26 protein-coding genes and 1 tRNA gene are annotated in these 25,233 nt (G+C 36.2%); 3 read left to right on the top strand and 24 right to left on the bottom strand.

Annotation, left to right across the window (positions count from 1 at the left end; genetic code table 11):
- The 10 genes from clpP to AC1EJ5_RS06280 form a co-directional block, all read right to left on the bottom strand.
- Positions 1-597, bottom strand: coding sequence for an ATP-dependent Clp endopeptidase proteolytic subunit ClpP (clpP, locus tag AC1EJ5_RS06325; protein WP_311487176.1), 597 nt, complete (start codon positions 595-597; stop codon positions 1-3).
- A gap of 49 nt (positions 598-646) precedes the next feature.
- Complete coding sequence (gene tig / locus AC1EJ5_RS06320; RefSeq protein ID WP_223419388.1) at positions 647-1,987, bottom strand: trigger factor; 1,341 nt, start codon at positions 1,985-1,987, stop codon at positions 647-649.
- A 52-nt stretch (positions 1,988-2,039) separates the two neighbouring features.
- Entirely contained in the window at positions 2,040-3,368 is a 1,329-nt protein-coding gene (locus AC1EJ5_RS06315) for a CCA tRNA nucleotidyltransferase (RefSeq protein ID WP_479815213.1), read from the bottom strand.
- Positions 3,355-4,347: a CdaR family protein gene (locus AC1EJ5_RS06310; RefSeq protein WP_479815211.1), complete on the bottom strand. Its 993-nt coding sequence runs from the start codon at positions 4,345-4,347 to the stop codon at positions 3,355-3,357. The genes AC1EJ5_RS06315 and AC1EJ5_RS06310 overlap by 14 nt, the downstream gene beginning before the upstream one ends.
- On the bottom strand, positions 4,340-5,131 hold the full coding sequence (gene cdaA, locus AC1EJ5_RS06305; protein ID WP_223419382.1) for a diadenylate cyclase CdaA: 792 nt from the start codon (positions 5,129-5,131) through the stop codon (positions 4,340-4,342). The genes AC1EJ5_RS06310 and cdaA overlap by 8 nt, the downstream gene beginning before the upstream one ends.
- Positions 5,132-5,305: 174 nt before the next feature.
- Positions 5,306-5,776 (bottom strand): GNAT family N-acetyltransferase, encoded by a 471-nt coding sequence (locus AC1EJ5_RS06300; RefSeq protein ID WP_479815209.1) that lies wholly within the window; start codon positions 5,774-5,776, stop codon positions 5,306-5,308.
- 135 nt (positions 5,777-5,911) lie between these two features.
- On the bottom strand, positions 5,912-6,706 hold the full coding sequence (locus AC1EJ5_RS06295) for a ZIP family metal transporter (RefSeq protein WP_479815207.1): 795 nt from the start codon (positions 6,704-6,706) through the stop codon (positions 5,912-5,914).
- 8 nt (positions 6,707-6,714) lie between these two features.
- Positions 6,715-9,090: a glycogen/starch/alpha-glucan phosphorylase gene (locus tag AC1EJ5_RS06290; RefSeq protein ID WP_479815205.1), complete on the bottom strand. Its 2,376-nt coding sequence runs from the start codon at positions 9,088-9,090 to the stop codon at positions 6,715-6,717.
- A gap of 322 nt (positions 9,091-9,412) precedes the next feature.
- On the bottom strand, positions 9,413-10,009 hold the full coding sequence (locus AC1EJ5_RS06285; RefSeq protein ID WP_479815203.1) for a hypothetical protein: 597 nt from the start codon (positions 10,007-10,009) through the stop codon (positions 9,413-9,415).
- Entirely contained in the window at positions 9,990-11,207 is a 1,218-nt protein-coding gene (locus tag AC1EJ5_RS06280) for an AI-2E family transporter (RefSeq protein ID WP_223419371.1), read from the bottom strand. Before AC1EJ5_RS06280 ends, AC1EJ5_RS06285 begins: the two co-directional genes overlap by 20 nt.
- Before the next feature lie 98 nt (positions 11,208-11,305).
- Here AC1EJ5_RS06280 and AC1EJ5_RS06275 point away from each other — a divergent pair, with 98 nt between their 5' ends.
- Positions 11,306-11,920, top strand: coding sequence for a thiamine diphosphokinase (locus AC1EJ5_RS06275; protein WP_308749189.1), 615 nt, complete (start codon positions 11,306-11,308; stop codon positions 11,918-11,920).
- A 78-nt stretch (positions 11,921-11,998) separates the two neighbouring features.
- Here AC1EJ5_RS06275 and AC1EJ5_RS06270 read toward each other — a convergent pair whose 3' ends face one another.
- The 9 genes from AC1EJ5_RS06270 to AC1EJ5_RS06230 all read right to left on the bottom strand — a co-directional run bounded on the left by AC1EJ5_RS06270 (position 11,999) and on the right by AC1EJ5_RS06230 (position 20,091).
- A complete protein-coding gene (locus tag AC1EJ5_RS06270) occupies positions 11,999-13,225 on the bottom strand; it encodes an AI-2E family transporter (protein ID WP_348938141.1) in 1,227 nt (408 codons plus the stop codon).
- Positions 13,226-13,260: 35 nt separating this feature from the next.
- Positions 13,261-13,719: an Asp23/Gls24 family envelope stress response protein gene (locus tag AC1EJ5_RS06265; protein WP_308749191.1), complete on the bottom strand. Its 459-nt coding sequence runs from the start codon at positions 13,717-13,719 to the stop codon at positions 13,261-13,263.
- A 10-nt stretch (positions 13,720-13,729) separates the two neighbouring features.
- On the bottom strand, positions 13,730-14,014 hold the full coding sequence (locus AC1EJ5_RS06260) for a DUF2273 domain-containing protein (RefSeq protein ID WP_308749192.1): 285 nt from the start codon (positions 14,012-14,014) through the stop codon (positions 13,730-13,732).
- Positions 14,001-14,564, bottom strand: a complete 564-nt coding sequence (gene amaP / locus AC1EJ5_RS06255; RefSeq protein WP_479815200.1) for an alkaline shock response membrane anchor protein AmaP — start codon at positions 14,562-14,564, stop codon at positions 14,001-14,003. Before amaP ends, AC1EJ5_RS06260 begins: the two co-directional genes overlap by 14 nt.
- 44 nt (positions 14,565-14,608) lie before the next feature.
- The gene (gene abc-f, locus AC1EJ5_RS06250) at positions 14,609-16,531 is read right to left on the bottom strand and encodes a ribosomal protection-like ABC-F family protein (RefSeq protein ID WP_479815198.1); all 1,923 of its coding nucleotides are present in this window, start codon (positions 16,529-16,531) and stop codon (positions 14,609-14,611) included.
- Positions 16,532-17,167, bottom strand: a complete 636-nt coding sequence (locus AC1EJ5_RS06245) for a redox-sensing transcriptional repressor Rex (protein ID WP_223419353.1) — start codon at positions 17,165-17,167, stop codon at positions 16,532-16,534.
- A 1-nt stretch (position 17,168) separates the two neighbouring features.
- Positions 17,169-17,786, bottom strand: a complete 618-nt coding sequence (locus AC1EJ5_RS06240) for a hypothetical protein (RefSeq protein WP_479815196.1) — start codon at positions 17,784-17,786, stop codon at positions 17,169-17,171.
- 8 nt (positions 17,787-17,794) lie between these two features.
- Positions 17,795-19,612, bottom strand: a complete 1,818-nt coding sequence (typA, locus tag AC1EJ5_RS06235) for a translational GTPase TypA (RefSeq protein WP_308749197.1) — start codon at positions 19,610-19,612, stop codon at positions 17,795-17,797.
- Between the two features lie 101 nt (positions 19,613-19,713).
- On the bottom strand, positions 19,714-20,091 hold the full coding sequence (locus AC1EJ5_RS06230; RefSeq protein WP_308749198.1) for an ATP-binding protein: 378 nt from the start codon (positions 20,089-20,091) through the stop codon (positions 19,714-19,716).
- Between the two features lie 152 nt (positions 20,092-20,243).
- Between AC1EJ5_RS06230 and rd the strand changes: the two genes are divergently transcribed.
- Positions 20,244-20,399 (top strand): rubredoxin, encoded by a 156-nt coding sequence (gene rd / locus AC1EJ5_RS06225; protein ID WP_004828001.1) that lies wholly within the window; start codon positions 20,244-20,246, stop codon positions 20,397-20,399.
- A gap of 44 nt (positions 20,400-20,443) precedes the next feature.
- Here the strand turns inward: rd and AC1EJ5_RS06220 are convergent, their stop codons facing one another.
- From AC1EJ5_RS06220 to AC1EJ5_RS06200, 5 genes are all read right to left on the bottom strand, one after another.
- Positions 20,444-21,319: a hypothetical protein gene (locus AC1EJ5_RS06220; protein ID WP_308749199.1), complete on the bottom strand. Its 876-nt coding sequence runs from the start codon at positions 21,317-21,319 to the stop codon at positions 20,444-20,446.
- A 51-nt stretch (positions 21,320-21,370) separates the two neighbouring features.
- Positions 21,371-22,309 carry a YitT family protein gene (locus tag AC1EJ5_RS06215; RefSeq protein WP_308749200.1) on the bottom strand — a complete coding sequence of 313 codons (939 nt, stop codon included), beginning with the start codon at positions 22,307-22,309 and terminating at the stop codon, positions 21,371-21,373.
- Positions 22,310-22,428: 119 nt separating this feature from the next.
- A complete protein-coding gene (locus AC1EJ5_RS06210) occupies positions 22,429-23,604 on the bottom strand; it encodes a coenzyme F420-0:L-glutamate ligase (RefSeq protein WP_223419337.1) in 1,176 nt (391 codons plus the stop codon).
- A 114-nt stretch (positions 23,605-23,718) separates the two neighbouring features.
- Positions 23,719-24,099, bottom strand: coding sequence for a zinc ribbon domain-containing protein (locus AC1EJ5_RS06205; protein WP_223419334.1), 381 nt, complete (start codon positions 24,097-24,099; stop codon positions 23,719-23,721).
- A complete protein-coding gene (locus AC1EJ5_RS06200; protein ID WP_479815193.1) occupies positions 24,100-24,831 on the bottom strand; it encodes an NAD-dependent protein deacylase in 732 nt (243 codons plus the stop codon).
- Between the two features lie 210 nt (positions 24,832-25,041).
- Between AC1EJ5_RS06200 and AC1EJ5_RS06195 the strand changes: the two genes are divergently transcribed.
- Positions 25,042-25,118: transfer RNA gene (locus AC1EJ5_RS06195), tRNA-Pro, on the top strand.
- The last annotated feature ends 115 nt before the right edge of the window (positions 25,119-25,233 follow it).

Here is a 25,233-nt window from a genome sequence, read left to right as displayed (position 1 = left end):
TTACTTATTACTTTCTATAACTTTATCAATTAGGCCGTATTTTAGGGCCTCTTCTGCTGTCATCGCAAAGTCTCTGTCTGTATCTCTTTCTATAGTTTTTAAATCCTTGCCAGTATTTTCAGCTAGGATCCTGTTGAGGTTACCCTTAATTTTAAGGATTTGCTCAGCTTGAATAACTATGTCTGATGCTTGACCTTGGGCACCGCCAGATGGTTGGTGGATCATTATATTGGAGTTTGGAAGAGAAAATCTCTTGCCCTTGGCTCCTGATGATAATAAAACCGCTCCCATTGAGGCTGCCTGGCCAATACAAATTGTAGATACGTCTGGTTTTATATAGTTCATTGTGTCATAGATTGCAAGACCACTTGTGACAACTCCACCTGGGGAATTGATATAAAAATGTATATCCTTATTTGGGTCTTCGCTTTCTAGGAAAAGAAGTTGGGCAATTATTATATCGCTCACTTCATCACGGACCTCTCCAGATAGGAAGATTATCCTATCCTTTAGAAGTCTTGAATATATATCATAGGCTCTTTCGCCCCTATTTGTTTGTTCGATAACAGTTGGTACTAAATAATTTTTAGCTAACACTGTGTCTCCTTTCTGGGAAAATCCCCTTGGAAACTGCTAGAAATTGCTATTAGTCTTCCTTTTTAGAATTTTCTTCTACAAATTTGTGGTATTCTTCGTGAGGAAGAGCTTTTGCCTTTGAAGCAAGGAATTCTACAGCTTTTCTTCTCTTAATATTTTCTATTAGAGTATCGTCTGATACGTTTTTAGCGAAGATTTCTTTGAATTTTTCAAGGTCTTCTACGCCGTAGTTTTTAGCAGTTTCTTGTAGTTCTTTTTCTTTTTCTTCGTCAGATACTTCGATATTTTCTTTTAGAGCTACTTCGTCAATTACAAGATTTGCCTTTACTCTAGCTTCTGCTTGAGCTCTGTATTGGTCACGGATTTGGTTGATATCCATCTTTGTAAGCTCAATATATTGGCTAAGTGTTAATCCCATGCCTTGAAGTCTTTGATCAAGGTTTTGTAGTTCGTAGTCTATTTCTCTATTAACCATGCTAGCTGGAGCTGTAACTTCAGATTTTTCTACTAAAGCTTCTACAGCTTGGTTTTCTCTCATATTTTGAGCGTATTCTTTTTTGTCATCAGCTAGTTTTTCTCTTAAATTGTTTTTAAGTTCTTCTAGGCTGTCATATTCTGAAATATCTTTTGCGAATTCATCGTCAAGTTCTGGAAGTTGTTTTTCTGTGATAGAATTAATTTCAACAACAAATTTAGCGTCCTTGCCTTGGAATTCTTTTGCTTGATAATCTTCTGGGAAAGTTACATTTACATCAAACTTATCACCTACATTGTGACCGATAATTTGATCTTCAAAGCCTTGGATAAAGGTATTTGATCCGATTACAAGGTCATAGTCTTCTGCCTTGCCGCCTTCAAATCTTTCTCCGTCAAGATAGCCATCAAAATCGATATTTACCTTATCATTTTCCTTTACAGGCCTATCTGTAACTTCAATTAGTCTAGCATTTTCTTCAAGTTGGTGATTTAGTTCAACTTCTATATCTTCATCAGTAACTTCTTCAGAAACTTCTTCGATTACAAGGTCATTGTAGTCGCCAAGAACTGGATGTGGTTTTGTTTCTACTTCTACCTTGAAAGTAATGTCCTTACCTTCTTCGATGTCATCAAGGTCAACAGATGGTTGGTCGATTACTTCAAGACCTAGTTCCTCTACTGCCTTTTCGTATGGCTCTGGGAATACTATTTGAATAGCATCATCGTAGAAGATTTCTGGACCGTACATTTTTTCAAGAACTCTTCTTGGAACGTGTCCTGGTCTGAAACCATCGATTCTATATCTCTTTTTATTTCTCTTGTAAACTGCGTCTGTTGCTTTCTTAAATTCATCATAGCTTACATTAAATTCAAACTTTGCTATGTTGTTTTCGTGTGATTTTAATTCTGTCATTTCATCCTCCGTGTACTTTTCTACTCATTGTAATAATATACTACTCATAAGTCTAGCTATCAAGCTTTTGCCCTATATTCCTGGCTATTGCTAATAAAGTTTCTCTATCATTTTTTAAATTTTCTTCAAAGACTCTTCTTTCGATTTCTTTTAAAATCTCGCCAAGAAGTGGCCCTTGTTCAAAGCCAAGCCCTATCAAATCTTTGCCATTTATGGCAAGGTCTTTTCTTGATAAAACTGGTTTTCTTTCTAGGATTTCCTTTAATAAGATTCTACCCTTTTCTATATTTGAAATATCATCGTGGACTGTGGCTAAAATATCCGCTTCTTGAAGGTCAAAGAGTCTTCTTAAATTATCTTCCCCAATCCTTCTTAAAAGCCTTGCCACAGATTTTTCTGTATATGGGTTAGACGAGTCCATATGGCGACCAATTAAGATACCTACATCTTCTATTGTCTTTTTCGGATATTTTAAATACTTCAATCTCTTTTCAGCGATTTCTTGCGAAATTTTTTGGTGGCCAAAAAACCTCCCATTACCTTCCTCATCTAAGAAAAATGTGGCAGGCTTTCCTGTATCATGAAAAAGTGCTGCCAGCCTTGTTACTAGATCTGGAGGAGTCCCCTTCAAAACCTTTAGGCTATGGTCGAAACAATCAAGATAATGATGGGGCGAATGTTGGTTGAAACCAACCATTTCCTTCACTTCTGGAAGAATTTCTTCTAGAAGACCAAGCTTATCCAATAGCATAATCCCTCTAGCAGGATCCGGGCCTATTAGGATTTTATCAAGCTCTGCCGCCTGCCTTTCAACAGAAATGTAAGCTAGGTTTTTATAATTTTTCCTAATTGCCTCTTCTAAATTTCTTTCAATATCAAAACCTAAATTTGCGGCAAATCTCACAGCCCTTAGGGCCCTTAGATAATCTTCACTTATCCTCTCATGAGGATTGCCAACCGCCCTTATAATTTTCTCTTTAATGTCATTTTGACCTCCAAAGGGGTCAATTAATTCATTATTTCTAAGGGCCATGGCATTTATTGTGAAATCTCGCCTTTGTAAGTCGCTTTCGATATTATTAGCAAAAACCACCTGACCAGGCCTTCTCTTATCCTTGTAGGAAAAATCCTTCCTAAAGGTGGTTATTTCATATTCTTGACCATGACCAATGACCCTTATTGTTCCAAATTTTTTGCCAACATCAATTATCTTTAAGTCCCTAAAAACTTCTTCTATTTTCTCTGGCCTAGCTTTTGTACTTATATCAACATCAGAAGAGGCCCTGCCCATGATTTTATCACGGACAAAGCCTCCCACTAGGTAGGACTCGTATCCCGCCTTTTCAAGCCTTCCTAGGACTTCTTCCTTATTCAGTGCCATTTCTATCCTTTGTGGATGTTGGGACTCTCTGAACTTCGATTTTATAGGATACAGTGTCGTCCCCATCATAAACCTCAACACCTTCTGGCAAATCAAGTTTAATCTCACCAGACTTTGAAGATCTGATATAGCCTGCAATCAAAGTTTGAGTCGGAATCTCATCTATATTCCTAATTACTTGGCCAGGTCCCTTGATAACGATTGTATCAGGAGAAACTGCCCTCAATGTTTCAACATAGCCATTTGCTATATCTCCCCTCACAAGGAAATTAACCTTAACTTTCTTAGTTTCATAGACATAGAAAGAAAGATTCACGTCCTTACTATCAAGATCAGCTCCTTCCACAATCTTACCCTCCTTATCTAGGACCTTAATAGGTACATTGTGGATTTTGCCGTCAAGGTATTCTGGATCGTCAATATGGGCCTCTATCCTATCAACCTGGTTGATTACTGACTCTGGCCCCTTGATTTTAATTACTTGAGGGTTTTGCTCGTTGACTTCAACAATCTTGCCATCCTTTAGTTTATCGGCGATAACAACATTTACCGGCATTTTTTTCTCTATTATCCTTTGGATATTAAGGTTAATCTTGGCTGGATCAACCGAATCAAGATAGATACCTGTTGGAGTGTCAACCTTCACATCAACTGACTTTATCCCCTCACTTGCGTCCATAACATTTATAGATGCTTGGATGTCATCAGCTTTAAGACTTACAATATTATCCCTAGATCCAGTTAGTTTTACATTTACAGAAGAAATATCGTCCTTACTTACGATTGTATAGCCCTTTTCCTCAAGCTTATCCTGGTTTTGAATAATAATTGGGACATTCCTAAATGTCCTGTTGGTTGAAGGATTGGTCGAAGTTGTAACATAGGCCCACATGAATATGGCCACAATTATAGAAAGGATTAAAAGTTGTTTATCGCTATTTGCATTGACCTTCTTAAATTTTTCAAAAAATTTATTCATCTTCTTCCCTCCTTTCAGCAAGTTCCTTCTTTAGACGAATTCTTAAGGAATCTTCATCAAAATATCTGTTTATAACTCCATTTTCTGCGATAGAAATATTACCAGTTTCCTCAGAAACAATGATAACAACCGCATCAGATTTTTCAGAAATACCAATAGCAGCCCTATGTCTAGTGCCTAGTTCCTTGGCAATGGTATTAGATGTTGAAAGTGGCAAATAACAAGCAGCCGCAGTAATGGTATTTTCCCTAATAATTACCGCCCCGTCGTGGAGAGGAGTATTTGGGATAAAAATATTGATCAAAAGTTCGCTTGAAATATCAGCATTAAGCATAGTTCCAGACTCGATAATATCAGAAAGACCAACCTGTCTTTCAAGAACAACAAGGGCCCCGATTTTTTGTCTAGAAAGAGAAGACATGGCTGAAACTAGCTCATTTATAGAATCCTCATCCTTTTTATTCTTATCACCAGAAAAAATTGACCTGCCCCTACCAAGCCTCTCAAGCCCTGTCCTAAGCTCTGGCTGAAAGACAACGATAATAAAAACAAGGGAAACAGTCAAAAACTGGTTCATAACCCAAGAAACAGTATTCAAATTCATAATATCTGCAATGGAAGCAAAGATAAGGACAGAAATAAGCCCCTTCAAAACCTGCTCCGCCCTAGTGTTTTTAAGAATAGAAAAAAGCTTATAAACAACATAGGCAATCATAGCAATATCAACAATATCCGTAACCCTAATAAGCATAAGGCTAGTAATAAAATTATCCAAAAAATTCATGATAAGTCCCTTCAATAGATTTATTTCTATATAATATAATACTGTTTTCAAAAGAGTTTTACAGGTTGAATGAACTTTAATCTAAACAAAAAGAGTCTATGAAAAACATAAACTCTAAATAAAATTTATTTTCTATTTCTTTTATAAAACCAATTTATATTTTCTGATATTTTACTAGTCGCCCAAATATTTAATATAAATCTGGCAAGGGTTCCATTCGTCCCATAATTCTGGGAAGACTTCTAGTTTTTTGTAGCCCATGGCTTGGTAGAAGTTATTTGTCGCATCGTACTCATCGTAGTGGCCTGTTTCTACTGTTTTTACTTGGGAATAGGTGTAGCCTTGTTTTTTGGCCAAGTTTTCATAGGCCTCATTTAATTTTTTGCCTATCCCTTGGCGGTGGTAGATTTTTTTGATTCCCATTACAAATATTTCTGCACAATCTGGGCTAGTTTCGTTTAAAACTACAAAGCCGATTGGATTTTCTCCCAAAAAACAAGCTAGAAATGACTTATTTTGAGATTCTATGATATATTCTTCAGTGCTTTCTGGCAGACCAAACCATTCTGGCAAGTCTTCTAGGATATGTCTTGAGATTTTTTCTTTTTCTTTTTTATCTTCTATTTCTTTTATGATAAATTCCATATTTTTCATTTCCCTATATCTCATCTTGTGTAATTTTTAAATATTTTTTGATGATGTTTTAATATTTTTATTATACCATTTTCGATCAAAAATATAGACAAAAAAAGAACCCCAAAAGGAATTCTCTTATGATTTTTATCCTAACATCACGTCTAATACCATCATTACCACAAATCCTACAGAAAACCCTATGGTTCCTATATTTGTGTGGCTTTCGCCTTCTCCTGTGGCTTCTGGGACTAATTCCTCTACTACAACATACATCATAGCTCCTGCCGCAAAAGCTAGGAGGTATGGGAGGATTGGGACCATTATTGATGATAATAAGATTGTAATTATGGCTGCTATTGGCTCTACTATGCCTGAGAATACTCCCATGCCAAAGGCCTTGTGCTTGCTAACTCCGACTGCTTTTAGTGGCATGGAGATTATTGCGCCTTCTGGGAAGTTTTGGATTGCAATTCCGATTGATAAGACCATGGCTGCTGCCATTGTAAGATCGCCCTTGCCGTAGATGACTCCTGCGAAGGACACGCCTACGGCCATGCCTTCTGGGATGTTATGTATAATTACTGCAAGGACCATCATGGTTGTTTTTCTGAGGCTTTCTGCCTTTATTCCTTCTGGATGGTCAGAATCAATATGCTGGTGGGGTATAACTGAGTCTAGGAAGAGCAAAAAGGCAATTCCTACTAGAAATCCCACTGCTGCAGGCATCCAGGCCATGCGACCTAATTTGTCTTCGACCATGTCCATGGCTGGCATGAGGAGGGACCAGATGGATGCCGCCACCATGACCCCTGCTGCAAAGCCAGACAGGCCCTTTTGGACCCTGTCTTTTAGTTCATTTCTCATTATATAGACGCAGGCTGCGCCGAGTGTTGTTCCTATAAAGGGAATCATCACCCCGAATAATATTTCTGAGTTCATTTTTCTTCCTAGTCTATTTTCCAGATGTCATCAGCGTAGTTTACAATTGTTCTGTCTGATGAGAAGAATCCTGCATTTGCGATATTCTTTAGACATTTTCTAGACCATTCTAGTTTGTTTCTATATTCCTTGTTTAGTTTAGCATGGGTTTGTCTATAAGATTCAAAATCTTTTAGGAGGTAGTATTGGTCTCCTCTTTCGCCGTTTTGTGGCTTGATTAGTTCGTTATAGATGTCTAGGAAGTAGTAGGTGTCGTTGTCTTTGAATTCTCCGCTTACTAGGGAATCTACTACGTCTTTGATATTTTCATCCTTACTATAATATTCGAATGGGTTGTATGAATCAGCGATTTCTGCTAGCTCTTCAACTGTAGCTCCAAATCGGTAGTTGTTTTCTTCTCCTGCTTCTGCAAAGATTTCTACGTTGGCTCCATCAAGGGTACCAAGTGTTAGAGCACCGTTTAACATGAATTTCATGTTTCCTGTACCGCTTGCTTCCTTACCTGCTGTTGAGATTTGTTCTGAAACATCAGCTGCTGGGAAGAGTTTTTCTGCGTAGGTTACTCTGTAGTTTTCTACGAAGATAACTTTCATCTTTTTGTTTACATCAGGATCGTTATTTACTACTCTTGCTACTTCGTTGGCAAGTTTAATCATACCCTTTGCTCTGAAGTATCCTGGTGCTGCCTTACCACCAAAGATAAAGGTTGTTGGTGTGAAGTCCATATCTGGATTTTTCTTTAATTGATGATATAGGTAGATGATGTGAAGGATGTTTAAGTGTTGTCTCTTGTATTCGTGAATCCTCTTGATTTGAATATCGAAGATTGATGTTGGATCTACCTTAATTCCTTCGTTTTCTAGGATATATTTTGCAAGTTGTTTTTTCTTTGTTTGTTTGATATCCCATAGTTCTTCTAGGACTTTTTCGTCATCTAGGTATTTTTCAAGTCCCTTTAATTGATCTAGATTATTTTTCCATGTATCTGTTCCAAGTTTTTCTGTGATGAAGTCTGTTAATTCTCTATTTGAGTAAACAAGCCATCTTCTTGGGGTAATACCATTTGTTTTGTTATTGAATTTCTCTGGGCTAATCCTGTACCATTCTTTGAAGGTATCGTCTTTTAGGATTTGTGAGTGGATTTCAGCTACACCGTTTACTGAGAAACCTATATAGATAGCGAGGTTTGCCATGTGAACAGTGTTATTTGCCATGATTCTGTATGGTGCTATTTGAGCTTCGCTAAAGCCTCTTTCTTTTAGTTCTTCAACTAGTTTTTTATCTATTTGTTCAATGATTTCTAGACATCTTGGGCTTACTTCTTGCATGAGGTCTTCTGACCATCTTTCAAGAGCTTCTTGTAAAACTGTGTGGTTTGTGAAAGCAAATACCTTTGATGCAATCTTGAAGGCGTCTTCAAAGAAGATTCCATTTTCATCTACTAGTACTCTGATTAGCTCAGGAATAGCTATGATTGGGTGGGTATCGTTAAGTTGGATAACGTGGTATCTTGCAAATTCTTCAAACTTAAGATCTGTTGGGAAGTCTCTCTTATATGTTTCTACCATATCTTGGATTGAAGCTGAACAGAAGAAGTATTGTTGTTTAAGTCTTAATAGTTTACCAGCCTTTTGCATATCATTTGGATATAAAACTCTGGTTATATCTTCTGCCCTATTTTTCTCAGCAACAGCATCGTCGTATTCGAAGTTGTTGAATTTTGCAAAGTCGAATTCTTCGAATGGTTCTGATTGCCATAGTCTAAGAGTGTTTACAACTCCATTTTCAAAGCCAACTACTGGCATATCATATGGAACAGCCTTTACTTGTTGGTCTCTAAACTTAACGATTTTAGCGTCAGAATCAACTCTAATTGACCATCCGTCACCGTCTTTAATCCAGCTATCGCCGTGTTCAACTTGGAAGCCTTTTTCAATTTCTTGCTTGAAGATTCCTTCACGGTATCTTACACCATAGCCTACTAAGCTTAGATTTTGGCTGGCAGCTGAGTCCATAAAACAAGCGGCAAGTCTGCCTAGACCACCATTACCAAGTGCAGCGTCGTCTTCGTAGTCTTCGATAGATTCGAAATCGATTCCGATTTCAGATAATAAGTCTTTCACCTCTTCATAAATACCTAGATTGATTAGGTTGTTTCCAAGTGATCTTCCGATTAAGAATTCTGCTGAAAGATAATAGGCCTTTCTTTCTTTTCTTGCCTTAGCCTTTGTCTCTCTCCAGTCTTTGTTGATAAGACCCATGATTGTAGCACAAAGTGCATCATATCTGTCCTTGTTTGAAGTATCTTCAAATCTCTTTAGGGTAATCCTTTGCAAGTTCTCCATATACTGCTCGGCAAACTTGTCTTTTGCTAACTTATCCATCTTTCCTCCTATAAATATATATTTTTTATTTTTATATTTCTGTACTAGGTTTTTCTTTCCTAAGAGCTTGGCAAGTTTTACAGTGGCTAAATATTGCTAATAAATAAAATAAATTTTTGTGACCACACTAAATTAGTAAAAATCTTTGCCAGACCTTGTTTTATCAAGAATCTTGCTCTATACCTACTATAGTTTGTTTGTTAATTTTATCAAGTTTGATTACTTTGTTCTCTTTTTATCAAGTTCAAAGCTCTTGTAATTTCAATCATAAGGGCCAATAAAAAATTAAGTAAAAAAGAGCGAGATTTCTCTCGCCCTTAGATTATTTTGTAAAATAAATTAAGCCTGTATAGGTCCTAGCCTGTTTGTAAAAATCTTCTAGGTAAAAAGTGTGACGTCTGCCCCAAGAAGAAACCACGACTTCATGCCTGCCGTCTTTTTCATTCATCTCTGTGATGCAAAGTCCGTGGTGGCTCATGATGTCAACGTCCCTTGATAGCCAATTTATGAGGATGACTGGCGTATCCTTAGCAAGGCCCTCCTTTATAAAAGAAATCATCTGACCAAGACTTAGTCTTTTTATGAGATTTCCCTCAAGGATTCTGTAGGATAAATTGAGTCCCAAGGCGTGATTTATGATGTCAATCCTTCTTAGGAGGGATTTTGCTGTTGGCACACCGTTGGCTTTTGGCCTTATCCTTTTGTAAAATTCGTACTGGGTTTTGTTGTATGTTTCAAAATCAACCGGCCCATTTTTATACAAATAGAAAAAGCAGTTGGTGAAGGCTGTCACAACGCAAGACCTATCCCTAAAAAATTTGGAAAGGCCAAGATATTTTAGCCATTCTTGGTGGCCGCCGTAAAATTTTTCATTATCCCTTATAACTGGGACAAAGTCCCTACTCTTCGTAAGCTTCATCGTTAGTCTCTATGTCCTCTATCTTGTAAATCTTATCGCCCTTGGCAAGGAGTTTTTCTTCGTCAAAGCCCTTTTCTTCAAGCATGTGGTGGATTTTTTCGTGGCTTAGGCTGTAGATTACAGACACAACTGGAATAGAAACCAGCATGCCCCAAACACCGAAGAGTGACCCACCGATTGTAACTGATGCCATAACCCAAACTGCAGGAAGACCAATCTTGTTACCGGCTATGGCTGGATAGATGGCGTTTTCTTGGATTTGTTGGATGACCAAATTGTAAATCAAAAATACAAGGGCCTTAAATGGCGATTCTATAAAGATTAGAATCATAGAAAATGCTGTTCCCACAATTGGACCGAAGATTGGGATTAGGTCAGAAAATCCTACTATTAGAGAAATCATAACCGCATTTGGTATTCTCATTACAAACATACCTATAAAGGTTAAAACGGATAGGCAAATTACAGAAATTAGCCTAGAGAAGATGTAATCCTTGAATGTGTTGTAAGATAGAGAAAAGACCTTATTGATATAATCTGCCCTTTCTTCGCTCATTACTGCATATAAAATCCTTGTGGAATTGATCTTTAGCATCCTTTTTGAAAGGAGAATAAAGATTGAAAATACAAACATGGTAAAGACGCCGATTACTCCGCTTGATACAGAGCTTACCAGGCTTGTAGCCTTGGATAAGACATCTCCTTCATTGCCCTTAAGGAAATCTAGGCTAGCATCCTTGATATTATCCCAGCTTATACCTGATAAAGTATCCATAAATTTATCTGCATAAGGTTCTGTAATTGGGTATTTTTGAAGCATCTTATAAATATCGTCCACAAATTCCGGCCATTTATTGATAAAGGTATTTACAACCTTGGCAATGGATGGAACTAGGATTGTAATTAGGATGGTAAATGCCAAAAACACTATAATCCAAGATATCAAGAGGGCTAACACTGTTATTAGCTTTTTGTGTTTGTCATTTTTATCTAATTTTGAAAATTGTCTTTCAAAAAAGTTCATCGGAATACTTATTATAAAGGCAAGGGCTCCACCCAATATAAAGGGTTGGAGTACTAAATATAACTTAGAAAATGCTTTTGAAACACTTTCTATATAGTAAAATCCAAAATATAATAAAATACCGAGAACTACTACTTTGAGTAGGTTTTGTGATTTTTCATCGAGTTTTCTCATATTATTCCTTCTTATTTTTTATTTAATTGTATTTTACCTTTTTTTCAAAAAATAGTTAGGATGGGTTTTCTGTGTTATAATATAAAAAAGGAGAATTTATGAAAAGATGTTTTATAATTGGCGGCGGAAGCTTTGATGGATTTTTTGACCAAGTAACCGATGCCGATCTAGTTATTGCAGCCGATAAGGGCTATAAATACGCCAAGGAAGCTGGCATTTTGCCAGACTATATAATTGGCGATTTTGACTCAGCAAGTAAACCAGATTTTAAAAATCTAATCGCCCTAAACCCTATCAAGGACTTTACGGATACAGTCGCAGCCATTGATTTTGCTATAGAAAAAGACTATAAGGAAATAATAATCTACGCAGGCCTTGGTGGCAGGGAAAGCCACACCATTTCAAATATCAAGTCTATGTTTTTTTACAAAAAGAAAGGCATAGATATTAGGCTTAAGGCAGACGGCAAGGAAATATTTATTATCGACGAAGATTTTTCCTATAAGTATGATGGCAAAGATTTTTATGTGTCAATTTTTTCCCTAAGAGAAAAATCAGTTCTCGATATAAAAGGACTATTTTATGAACTAGAAAATTACGAGATGGCAAACGACGATGCCCTCGGTGTTTCCAATGAAACTAAGGGCTGTGATTTCAAGATAAATGTCAAAGAAGGAAGTCTCCTTGTAATTTTTGAAGATTTTGATAATTAATAAAACTCTTTTCCAGATATTTCCAAATTAAAAAGCCTTCTTATTTCCATAATCAAATGAAAGTAAGAAGGTTATTTTTTATTTATAAGATTCTTCTCTTTCTTCCCTTAATTCAAGGAAGGTTTTGTTTGTTAATTTTTCTATTTCCCCATCAGTGATTTCCCTGTTTCTAAGTTTCCTCTTTGTGTTATCTTCAATTAAGGTGTAAAGGACTGTTGCAAGTGGGATGAAGGCAATCATACCAAATATTCCAAATAATCCACCACCGATTATTACTGAAACAAATATCCATATTGGTGGAAGTCCTTGGTGTTTTCCGATAACAAGGGGATAAAATACCTGTTGTTGGACATTTTGCAAAATAAGGACAAAGATTAGGAAAACTAGGGCCTTACCTGGTGAAAAGGTAAAGATCAAGATTATTCCAATCGATGTTGCAAGGAAGGCACCTATATAAGGAATCATATCAAAGGCTCCCATCAGGATTGAAATCATGCCAGCTGATGGCATCCTTAAAATAGTCATTCCTATAAAACATCCAATACCAAGAGCTATGCAGGATAGAATCCTTGTTTCAAGAAATCTCGCAAAGGAATCGTAGGAAAGTTTTGATACATAAACCAATTGCTTGGCTGTTTTCTCACTTAGGTTGGCAAAGACAAGTCTTGCCGCTCCATTTTTAAGTTTTGTCTTATTCATTGAGACATAAAGTGAGAAGACAAAGCCAATTGATAAGGACAAAATTCCCTGAGATACAGAATTGATTATAGATCCTGTTTTGTTTAAAAATCCTGAATCAGACCTAAAAAAGTCCTGGAGAATTTTTGTTAAACTTTGGGTCATCCTTTCAATATTGATTGTTTCAAGCCTTGTGGCAATTAAATCTGCAACCTTAGTAAAAATCTTTGATCCATTTAAAAAATCTATCAAGGAATCCATAAATACTGGAATATTTGCTGAAATAACTCCTACAGCCCTTGTTAATTCTGGGATTAGAACTGTAAGGACTAAAGTTACCGTAGCAAAAAATATGATCCAGGATAGGATTAGGGATAAAGATCTTCTTAATCTTTCGTGCTTGTCGTCTTTTATAAATTTTGTAAAAATTTCATCATAAAAAAAGTTCATCGGAAGGTTGATGATAAAGGCAATTACAAGGCCGTATACAATTGGTCTAAATACCTTGTAGGCTGTGCCAAGGATTTCTCCTATCTTATCTAGGTAAAAAAATCCAAAAAAGATCCCTATCAATAAGATTCCGATGATGAAATATTGTTTGGTTTTTTCTTCAAATATTTCTCTCATACCTACCTCAAAAAAGGGCCTCGCGGCCCTAAAACTTAATAATTATTTGTGGTTTTGTCGCTTTCTTTGGCTGATTGTTGTTTTTCTTGGTATTCTTTCTTAGTTAGGACATCAACCACATCAACATTTACTGTCACAACATCTAGGCCAGTCATTTCCTTAACATTTTGGCCAACTGTTCTTTGGATGTCATTGAAGATTTGACGAGCGTTTTTGCCGTATTCGATTATTACATCTAGGTTGATTTTTGCTTCTTTTTCGCCAACTTCTACATTAACACCAGCTGTTGACCTGTCATTTGAACCAAAGAATGATCCAATAGAATCAGCGATATTGCCCTTCATATCAAGGATACCGTCTACATTGTTGATGGCAATTCTTGCGATTTTTGCAACTACCTTATCTTCTATGATTAATTTTGATTCTTCGTATTCTAATTCCCTACCGTCGTTAAGGTCTTTTTTAACTTCTTCTTTGTTTAAATTTTCTGTCATGATTCTCTCCTTAATTTAAAATCTTCCTTATAATTTGAAGCACTCTAACATCTCTATCAAAATAAGCTCCTATAAAATAGCCAATTAACATCACTACCCAAATACCCAAGGTTTTGAAAAAACCAAAGTTAAATAGGCAAATGAGGGTCAAAAAGCTAAGTACAAGAGAATTTACCTTGCCCTTATTAATTCGATAGAAGGCGAGAAATGATGCCCTGGATTTTTCTTTCATATCAAGTTTTCTCATCTCAACATCTACCATACTAGGATCTTTGTTTTTCTTAATGTCTTCCATCTCTTCTCTCTTCTATTTCTTTCTTATCAAGCTTTAAATCTAATCTTATGTCAGTAATTTCTGTAAAATCCGTTAAATTTTTTATTATTTCCGCCCTTATTCTTTCCGAAAGAGCCTTTATATCTTCATTGCCAAAATAATCTACCAGGCATTTTGCATCTATTCTTTGATTTTCAACAATTACTGCCTTAGCGGATACGCATTTGGCTTCAAAAAATTTGTTGACCGATTTTTCCATCACAGCCTCTAGAGATTTTCTAGTTAAAAGTACGCTTCCCTTCTCATCTTCCAAGAGAACATCATAGCCCCTGTTAGAATTTTTCTTAAGAACCATAAGGATTATGATTGAAAATACAATCAAAATGACGCCAATGCTAATAAAAAATCCCTTTATAAAGACCTCATTGGATATTAAAATATTTAGGAATTCAGCATCAATAAAAAAATTACCAACGCTATTTATGTCTATTCCCAAAGCCAAAAACAAGGATCCCAAGAGGACTAAGACTATTAACATAAAAGAATATAGAAATTTCATAAATTTTCCCATACAAGTCTCCTTAGCTAATTAATACCCTTATTCGAGCTCTTCAATCATTCTTCAAGTTCCAAATTAAGGGCAAGCCAATTTTCGTCAAGGTCATCTCTCATGTCTTCGAGATCTTTCATTTCCCTAAAAAGCTCAGCCACCCTAGCCTGGTCGTCATAAAAGCCTTCCGCCAGACTTTCTTTGGTCAAATCTTTAAGCTTTTTATCGATATCTTCCATATCTTTTTCTATGTCCCTGATTTTTTTCCTAACGGCCTTAACTTCATCTCTTTTGAGTTTTTCTTTTTTTCTTTCCTTTTTGACTTGGGTCTTGGTTACAGTCGATTTTTCTTCCTCAGTCAGACTCATTTCCCTGAGTTTTTCCTGATAATAATCGTAATTGCCAAGATAAAGGTCCATCCTATCGGATTTCATATCTAAGATTTTTGAGGCAATTTTATTTAAGAAATACCTGTCGTGGGAAATTATCAAAAGGGTCCCCTCAAAGTCAAGGATGGCATCTTCTAGGATTTCCTTGCTGTCGATGTCCAAATGGTTGGTCGGCTCATCCATCAAGATAAAGTTACAATCCGAAATCATAAGCTTAAGAAGGGATATTCTCGCCCTTTCCCCACCAGATAATTCAGAAATTTCCCTAAAGACGTCTGTGTCATAGAACATAAACTTGGCTAGATAGGACCTAATCTCAAAGTTTGTAAGCATTGGAAAGGTCTCTCTTATTTCATCAAAGATTGTATTTTCTATATTTAATGACTTTTGTTCCTGGTCAAAATATCCTACATTTACAGATTCGCCCATCTTGGCTTTTCCGCCGTCTTGGAAGAGTTCTCCTAAGACTATTTTAAAAAGCGTGGTCTTTCCAACTCCGTTGTCGCCGATGATGGCTGCTCTTTCGTTTCTATAAATATCAAAAGATATATTTTTGAAAATCTCTTCTCCATCAAAGGACATCCTTAAATCTTCTACCTTTAGGACATCCATTCCCGATTGGATCCTAGGTGTAAATTTAAGGTTCATTGTGTCGGCTAGTTCTATTGGTTTATCAATTCTTTCCATCTTGTCAAGGAGTTTTTGCCTTGACCTTGATTGGGAAATACCTCTTTTTCTTTTGGAACCGCCTAGGTTTTTGAGCCTGTCGATGATTTCTTCTTGTCTTTCAATTTCCTTTTGCTGGCTCTTGTATTGGTGGATTCTAACTTCCATATCCTTTTTTCTCTGGGCCATAAAAGTCGTATAGTTGCCAGCATATGATGAAAGCCTGCCATTTTCTAGGACCATCATCCTATTTACAGTTGCATCCAAAAAATACCTGTCGTGGGAGATGATAATTGCTGTTCCCTTGTAATTTTTTATAAAGGTTTCTAGGAAATTTATAGCCTTGATGTCAAGGTGGTTGGTTGGTTCGTCTAATAAGAGCAGGTCTGGTTTTTCAAGTAAAAGACCTGCGAGTTCCACCCTTGCCTTTTGGCCACCGGATAAGTCTGATATTTTCTTCTTAAAATCAGCCTTGGCAAAACCCATGGCGGATAGGGTGCCTTCTAGTTCACTTTCTATGGCATAGCCATTCTCCTTGTGATAGGTGTCAGATTTTCTTGTGTATTCATCCATGATTGCGGCAAGCTTGTCAGGATCTGTTTCTGTACTCATCTTTTTTTCAAGGTCTCTAATCTCAGATTCAAGCTTAATTAAACCTTCAAAAACCGACAGGCAATAATCATAGATGGTCATATCAGAATCAAGGCTTAGGATTTGTTCCAAATACCCAACTTTAACGTCTTGGGGAATGAAAATCTTCCCATCGTCTGGCCTTAGCCTTCCTGTTAAAATATTAAAAAGGGTAGACTTGCCAGCACCGTTTAGTCCAACCAGTCCTGCCTTATCTCCCTTTTCTAAATTGAAACTTAGGCCAGAAAATATCTCTTTATTGGGATATGATTTGGCCAAGTTCGATACATTAAGTACATTCATCTAAAATATAAAATCCTCTGGGGAATTCATAAAGTATGTCAAGGTGAATAGCGATTCATCAAGGTGAACAGATTCGATAACCGCACCATTTGATACCTTCAAATCAACTGGTGAGAAGTTCCAAATACCTCTGACTCCGCCCTTGCATAAAACATCTGCCACATCTTGTGCCGCTTCTTTTGGTGTGGCAATAATTCCAATATCTATGGTGTTTTTCTCTAAGAAATCAGCCAATTCATTGACATCTCTTACCTTAAGATTAGAATCTGAAAGGGCCTTGGCTTCCTTATCAAAAACTGCCTCAAACTCATAACCAAGTTCCCTAAAAGACTGGTATTGGTAAAGGGCGTGGCCTATGTTACCATAGCCTATAAGAATCAGTTTATAATCCTTATCCACTCCGATAATCTTTGACAATTCATCAATAAGCTCTTTTACATTATAGCCATAGCCTTGTTGGCCAAAGCAACCAAAGTGGTTCAAATCTTGCCTAATTTGGCTGGCTGTAAGGCCTGTTATATCTGATAGCTCTTTTGATGATACCCTAATTATTCCCTTTTCATTAATGCTTTCAAGGTACCTATAGTACTTAGGAAGTCTCTTGATTACAGACAAAGAAATATTTTGTTTAGCCATATTAAATCTCCGATCCTTGTTCATCTCCATCATCTAAGATGTGAGAATTTAGTATCTGCCTATCCTCATCGCTTAGACCGTCAGCTTGACTATCCTCATCGCTTAAACTATCAGCTTGACTATCAATCTCAGCAATTATACTGTCTAACTTTTCATCCCTAATTCTTCTTAACTCTTCTTCACTAAGATCTTTATCCTCTACTATTTGTTCCTTATCCCTAAGAGAGATTGCGTTTACAAGGTGGAGAAAATACACAATAACCAAGCTTGAATAAAAAATCAGCTGGTTATTAGCCAGGAAGAAATCGTTATTAATAACGATCTTTCGAGGCAAAGCCCTTACAAAAATCGCCAAGGCTGAAAGGCCGTGGATTGATAAAAATGCAAAGGCAATGCTTGTCATTATGGCAAGGAAGATGGAAAAGCCTCTGGCATTTTTATTTAAAAGTACATCAAAGCTAAAAGCCAACATGCCTAGCCAGGAAATTATAAATAAAACATACCAGGCTAGACTTAAGACCCATCCACTCGCAAATCTTTGTGAAATAGTTAAGAGAAATAAGACCATGATAAGAAAAACCAGTGTTTTACTCATTCTTCTTTCAAACTTATTTTCCATAACAACTCCTATTTTTTGGACTTATATCTCTTTTGGGCATCAAGGATTTTTTTCCTAATCCTTAGATAGTGAGGAGTAATCTCGATTAATTCGTCCTCTTCAACAAATTCCATCATTTCTTCAACACTCATCTTCTTGGCAGGTGTGAGGATGATTGCGTCATCGCTACCACTTGCTCTAGTGTTGGTCATCTTTTTCTTTTTGCAAATATTTACGTCAATATCAAGTCCCTTGGCATTTGATCCTACGATTAAGCCTTCGTAGATTTCCTCGCCTGGCTCGATAAATAGTTGGCCCCTAGATTGGGCTGCATTTAGGCCGTAGGCTGTTGCAAGGCCTTTTTCTGTGGCAATAAGGCTTCCTAAAGGTCTTCTTTCAAGATCACCCTTATATCTGTCATAACCTTCAAATTCTGTGTTTAAAATTCCTGTTCCTTTGGTATCGGTCATAAATTCTGTTCTGTAACCAATAAGGCCTCTTGCTGGTATCCTAAAGATTAATCTGGTGTAACCTGATGCTGATGGGTGCATATCAATCATTTCACCCTTTCTGCGTCCAAGTTTTTCTATGATTGATCCAGTATATTCTTGGTCGACGTCAATAGTTGCAATTTCGATTGGTTCGAGTTTTTTACCATTTTCGTCAGTCTTAAACATTACTTCTGGTTTGGAAACTTGAAATTCATAACCTTCTCTTCTAAGGTTTTCTATTAAAACTGATAAGTGGAGTTCGCCCCTACCTGAAACCTTGAAGGCCTCGGTTGTATCAGTTGGTTCAACTCTAAGGGAAACGTCTGTTTCTGCCTCTTTATAGAGCCTATCTCTTATATGCCTACTTGTTACATACTTACCATCACGGCCTGCAAAAGGTGAATCATTTACAGAAAAAGTCATGGAAAGTGTCGGCTCAGAAATCTTTGTAAATTCGATTGGTTCGTGATCACTTTCTGTACCAATGGTATCGCCAATTCCAATATCTTCCATACCTGAAATAGCTACAATTGAACCGAACTTAGATTCTTCAACCTCAACTCTGTTTAGGCCGTCAAATTCATAAATTGTTACGATTTTTGACTTAACTAATCTATCTTTTTCGTTGTAATTGGTGATAATAGCTGGGGCGTTTTTCCTAATTATGCCAGACTCAACCTTACCAATAGCAATTGTGCCTAGGTAGTCATTGTAGTCTGTAGTTGAAACTAAAACCTTGAAGTTATCTGTATCTGGCGCCTCAAAGGCTGGTGTATATTCGATTATAGTATCAAGGAGGTCTGTCATATCTTCCTTAACTACGTCTTTTTCAAGACTTGCCCAACCTTGTTTGGCTGATGCAAATACGAATGGACTTTCAAGATAAGACTCATCTGCATTTAAGGAAATAAATAAGTCTAAGATTTCATCCTCAACCTCATCTATCCTTTGATCTGGTCTATCGACCTTGTTGATACAAATTATGGCAGGAAGTCCCATTTCTATCGCCTTTTTAAGAACAAACTTAGTTTGTGGCATTGGTCCTTCGTGGCTGTCTACAACAAGTACAACTGATTCCGCCATATTGAGCACCCTTTCAACTTCCCCACCGAAATCGGCGTGGCCTGGGGTGTCTATAATATTAATTTTCATGCCTTTATAAGATACAGCAGTATTTTTGGCAAGGATAGTGATACCTCTTTCTTTTTCAATAGTATCAGAATCCATAACCCTTTCTTTTACTGCTTCATTTTCTCTAAATAAACCTGATGTTTTAAGTAGGCCGTCTACAAGTGTTGTTTTTCCGTGGTCTACGTGGGCAATTATTGCTACATTTCTAACATCTTCTCTAATCATTAAATCCTTCTTTCATGCTAACAAATTCTATCAATATATTATACCTAATGTGAATTAATTATCAATTATTGGCAAATAAAAACATCCCCTAAAGGATGTTGTTAAGAATTTCGTATTAGACAGGCAATGGTAGTTTTATTTATAATAACCTCATCAGATAACTTCTTTACAAGGTCAATTCCCCTGCCAGATTCAGAAAATTTTTGGCTTTTATTTACAAATTTAATCCCCGAACCTTCGTCGCTGACCTTGATTAAAAGATAGGCTTCATCAAAAACTATGGAAATGTCTATAAGCCTTGTCTTGTCTTTTTTGTTGCCGTGCTTATAAGAATTTGCCACAAGTTCGTCTAAAATCAATCTAAGCTTATATATTTGACTTTCTTCATAATTCTTTGCATGAAGGACATCAATAAACTTATCCCTAAATTTTTTTATATCTTTCAGGTCAGAATTTATGACCTCTCTAATTATATCCATTCCTATCTCCTAAAATATTCTTACCCCTTTTTTAATTTTCCTATCATTTTAATAATTTAAGGCTTCTTTAGACTTGTTCTAAAAGTTTTCTGTTTAAAATTTTAAATCTGTGGTATAATAAGAACATAGTAGATTATGAAAGGAGACATTTTATGAAATACGTATGTACAGCATGTGGATACATTTACGATCCAGCTGAAGGTGATGTTGATAACGGTATAGAAGCCGGTACAGAATTTGCTGATCTTCCAGAAGATTGGGTATGCCCAGTTTGTGGTGTTGGCAAAGATATGTTCGAAGCTGAATAATAAAAAATTTAGAGGCCCTTGGGCCTCTTTTGTTTTGCAAAACTTTATTTATTTGATTTACGTTTTTCTTTTTTCTCGTTATTTCTAATCACGATTCCAATTGCCACTACTAGGGCAATTATAAAAATTGAAGTAATAATAACAATTGGATTTTCTAGGAAAAATATCTCTTCTTCTTCGACTTCACTTGTAGGGTTTAAGGCTAGAATTTGATTTCTATCTTCTTCATCCTCAACCTTATCTGGTTTAACTTCAAGAAGGATTTTTTTCTTTTTTTCAGGAATATTTTCAGAAGAGTTTAATTCTTTAGAATCAATTCCATTACCAGTCAGTTTGCTTTCACTTATTGACTGGATTTTTTTTGCCGCCTCATTTTCCAATTCTTTTCTCTCCTTAGCGGAGCTTGCAGTTTGAATCTTTTTGTTGTAATCCTTAAGAACTTCCTCTGTTTTCTGGCTAAGATTCTTGCTAGTGGTGTTAGCTTTTTGCGCTTGCATCTCAGCTAGGGCCTTAGAAAGATTCGAATTTTTATCTAGTTTAGTAACCAAGTCATCGACAACTTTTTCAAGCCTCTCCATATCTGGATTTGAATCTTTTTCAGCTTGTCCATCTTTTACTTCAGCTGGATTTTCTTTATTATCTCTCTTTTCCTTATAAACAGAATCCTCGTTTTTAGGCTCATTTCCATTTATTTCTTCTTTTTTTCCTGGTTCTACTTGAGGGTCTGCCGCTCTATTTTCCCCTTTTTTATCAGAATCTTTTTGCGAATCTTCAGGGTTATTAACAGGTACACTCTCAGCTGGGATTATTTTCTTGCCAGGTTTCTGGGGAACAACTTGTTGGGCATCTGATGCAAAACTAGTAAAGCTTAGGTTTAAAGTTAGTACACTTATTAATATAATTTTTATAATTTTTCGCATCTTCAATCACCTTCCTACTAGTATTTTACCCGCATCAGCCCCTTTAAACAATCAGTCGTTATTATCAAGGTCAGTGTCTGACGAATACCAACCCTTACCTATAATTGACGAGGTATTTAAGATGGTAATAAATGAATATGGGTCAATTTTTTTGATAAAAGACCTAAATTTAGCAGACTCGAAATTACTTGTCACACATAGAAAGACCGAAATATTTGTACCCTTGTAAAGGCCCCTGGCATCTACAATTGTAGCTGACCTATTTAGGTCTTTTTTGATAAAGTTTCCTATTTCTTCAGTCTTTGATGTTATAATTATAAAGAGTTTGGCTGTGTTCATTGAACCAATTATGGCATCCACAAAAATACCTTTCATCATAAGACCCAAGATAGAAAATAAGCCTATTTCTATACCAAATATCTTAATAGAAGCTATTGTAAAAATCGAATCTACAACAAGAAGGGACTTACCAACCTCAAGTGAGGAGTATTTTTTCATAATCATAGCGATAATATCTGTACCACCTGATGAAGCAGCTAAGTTAAATAAAATCGCAGAACCCACTGAGCTCATCAAGAGAGTGAAAACAAGTTCAAGCATCTTATTGCCTGTAAGAGAGCCATTAATCGGGAAAAATCTCTCGAGGGCAAGAGCTGTTAGCGAGTTAAGGATAGCAACATAGCCGGTCCTTATTGTAAATTTCTTGCCAAAAATAAAAAATCCTATAACTAATAAAACCACGTTGTAAAAAAGTGTTAGTTGGGGACGGTTAAAGGGCACAAACATTGAAGTGATAATACTCATACCCTCTACACCACCTATTACAAAAGAATTGGGATATTTAAAAAAGTGGGTTCCACACGCCATGAGAATGGCAGCAAAACTCATCCAAAATAGTTTGTATTCCTTAGTTTTAACATTACGTTCGTCGATATTTCTAATCAGTTGCTTGTCTTTTTGGCCTAAATCAATAGATTCATCGGTTTTCAATTCTACTCTCCATCTTAATAAAATTTACATTTTTCTGTATGTATCAATTATACAATGAACCAACTTTTATGCTAGTTCATTAGCCAAAGTTGGTTCATTTACTCATTATTTATTTTTACCTAATCGTTTGAATAATTATCAAAATATCCTTGGATTAAAACAACAGGTGTACCCTTATCTCCAGAACCTGAAATTAGGTCTGATAGAGAACCTAAGAGGTCTGTAATTTGTCTAGGTGTAGTACCTAGTCTCTTATTTTCATCTGTATTTTTATCCTTATTTCTAACTAGTTTCTTAAATTCTTCAGCAGCCTCTTCGCCGGAAAGTTCTGCCAAATCATTATCAGCAACGTATTTTAGTTTTAATTCATATGGTGTACCTACAAGTCCATCTGTGAAACCTGGTGATACAACTGGGTCTGCAAGCTCCCAAATGTGTCCAACAGGATCTTTGAAGGCTCCGTCACCATAAACCATAACTTCAATATGTTTACCAGTTTCATTTATAAGTCTTTTTTGAAGCTTATCAACAAAATCTTGGGCATCTCTTGGAAATAGTTTTACTTTATTACCTGTAGAAAGGTTTGAACCTAGAAGACCGTAGTCTGGGTTAAATCCTGAACCATCTACAGATTCTGTAAGAATTTCATCAAGTTTTAAAACTTTCTTTGCTCCTGCTTCCACAAGTTGTCTTTTAACAAGGTTTCTTGTGTGGATTGACGCAACTAAGACATTATCTGTAAATCTTAAGGCATCCACAGGATTATTTAAGAAATGAATTTCAGAATTTGGTGCGAGTTCTTTATAAAATTCTGGATAAGCCATATCTGTGAAAAGATGCTTATAATCACCTGCAACCTTTCTAAATTCTTCAAGGCTTAAAACATCTGTATAAGCATTAACATCAGAATTGAAAAGATCCATCTCGTCCATAACAAAGTTTCCAACCTCATCAGATGGGTAAGATAGGCAAATGTGTAGCTTTTTGCCTGATAGGGCAAAAGCCTTTAACATTATTGAAAATCTATTCCTTGAAAGAATTGGAAATAGTATAGCAACCTCATCACCATCAAACTTATTTGCAAAATCCTTAGCAATTTGCTCAATTGTAGCATAATTACCTTGGCTTCTAGCAAGAAGTGACTCAGTTACAGCAACTACATCCTTATCGCGAAGTTTAACTTCATTTCTAGCTACTTCCTCAACAATATCACCGACAATATCAACTAGATTGTCACCTTTTTTAACAATTGGTGCCCTAAGGCCCATTGCAACTGTTCCTATTAATCTTGGCATTTATTACTCCCCTTTCAACCAAATTATACAACCTTATTTAAAAAAATAAATACTAAAGTAAAAAAAATTTTAAATTAATTTATATTTCTAAAAAACATAAAAAATGCTAAAAGCTTAGCTTTTAGCATCGAATTTCTCCTTGCATTTTGGGCATCTTACCTTGATTTTGCCCTTATTTTTAGGAATTCTTAACTTTTGTCCACAAGAAGGACAAGAAATATACTTAAAGCCAGCTTCCTTAGACCCAGTCTTATTAGCCTTATCTTTGCCAAAAATACCCTTGATTGGATTAATAACATTTTCAACAAAAACCTGGTTTTCCTGACTCCTCTTTGCAACATTTGTAGACATGGTCCTAAAAATGGCATAAATTACAATAAAAGAAGATATGCCATTCAATACTGTAGACTTAATAAAATAAGCCACAAGAACTGCTACAATCGCAATCCAAACTAAAAATATCCCGTACTCATCAATACCGTATTTTTTCTGCACCTAATCACCTACCAAACTATCCATAACTTCAGCAATATCGCCATTTATAATGTAATCTGCAATACTATCTCTAGGAGTAGTATCCTTATTGATCAAAACTAATTTATTGCCCCTATAAAAATCAATCAGGCCAGCTGCGGGATAAACCACAAGGCTAGTCCCACCAACAATCAAAACATCAGCCTGGGCAATTAAATTAACTGCATAGGAAATATTATTTTGATCAAGACCCTCACCATAAAGAACAATATCAGGTCTAACAATCCCACCGCACTCATCACAATGAGCCTCAGCAGGAAATTTCTTCACATAGGCAAGGTCAAAATTCTTATGGCACTTTGTGCAATAATAATCCCTCAAATTGCCATGAAGCTCTATTACATTCTTGCTTCCCGCCTCTTGATGGAGACTGTCGACATTTTGGGTAATAACAGCCTTAAGCTTGCCCATCTTCTCAAGCTTGGCCAAGGCATAGTGGGCCTTGTTAGGCTTAATACCGTCAAGCATAAGATTTTCCTTGCAATAAGTCATAAACTCATCAGGATGGTTTACAAAAAACTCATGGCTAAGCATATATTCTGGAGAATATTTAGAGTCGTTCTTCCTATTATAAAGCCCGGTAGCTGACCTGAAATCAGGCACACCAGAAGCAGTAGAAACTCCCGCTCCCCCAAAAAATACTATATTATTAGAATCGTTAATAATTTTTTTAACTTCATTAAGAGTATCCATAAAACTCCCTTCCTATCTACTATTATTATAGTCTTTGTGGGCTGACTTACAAGGAAACTTCAAATGTATTTTACAAAAGAAAAGAATTGTGGTATCATAACAATAGACTTTTTTGAAAATAAAAGCTAAATCAAAAAGAAATCCAAATAAAATTACTAATAAATTTGACAAAGGATTTTTTATATAGTATATTATAATAGTCAGTGGCGACGGGGTGTGGCGCAGCTTGGTAGCGCGCGTGTTTTGGGAACATGAGGTCGAAGGTTCGAATCCTTTCACCCCGACCATAGATAAACAACCATTAGGTTGTTTTTTTATTGTCCTAAAAAATTAAGAAACTTTTTATACAGAACAAGCGACCTTAAGATGGTTGCTTTTTTTGTTGGTCTCACTTCGGCTTTG

This window comes from Anaerococcus sp. C0059F3 (genome assembly GCF_056590475.1).
Note: the sequence above shows the minus strand (reverse complement) of the source record. Positions and strands in the feature narration are given on the sequence as shown.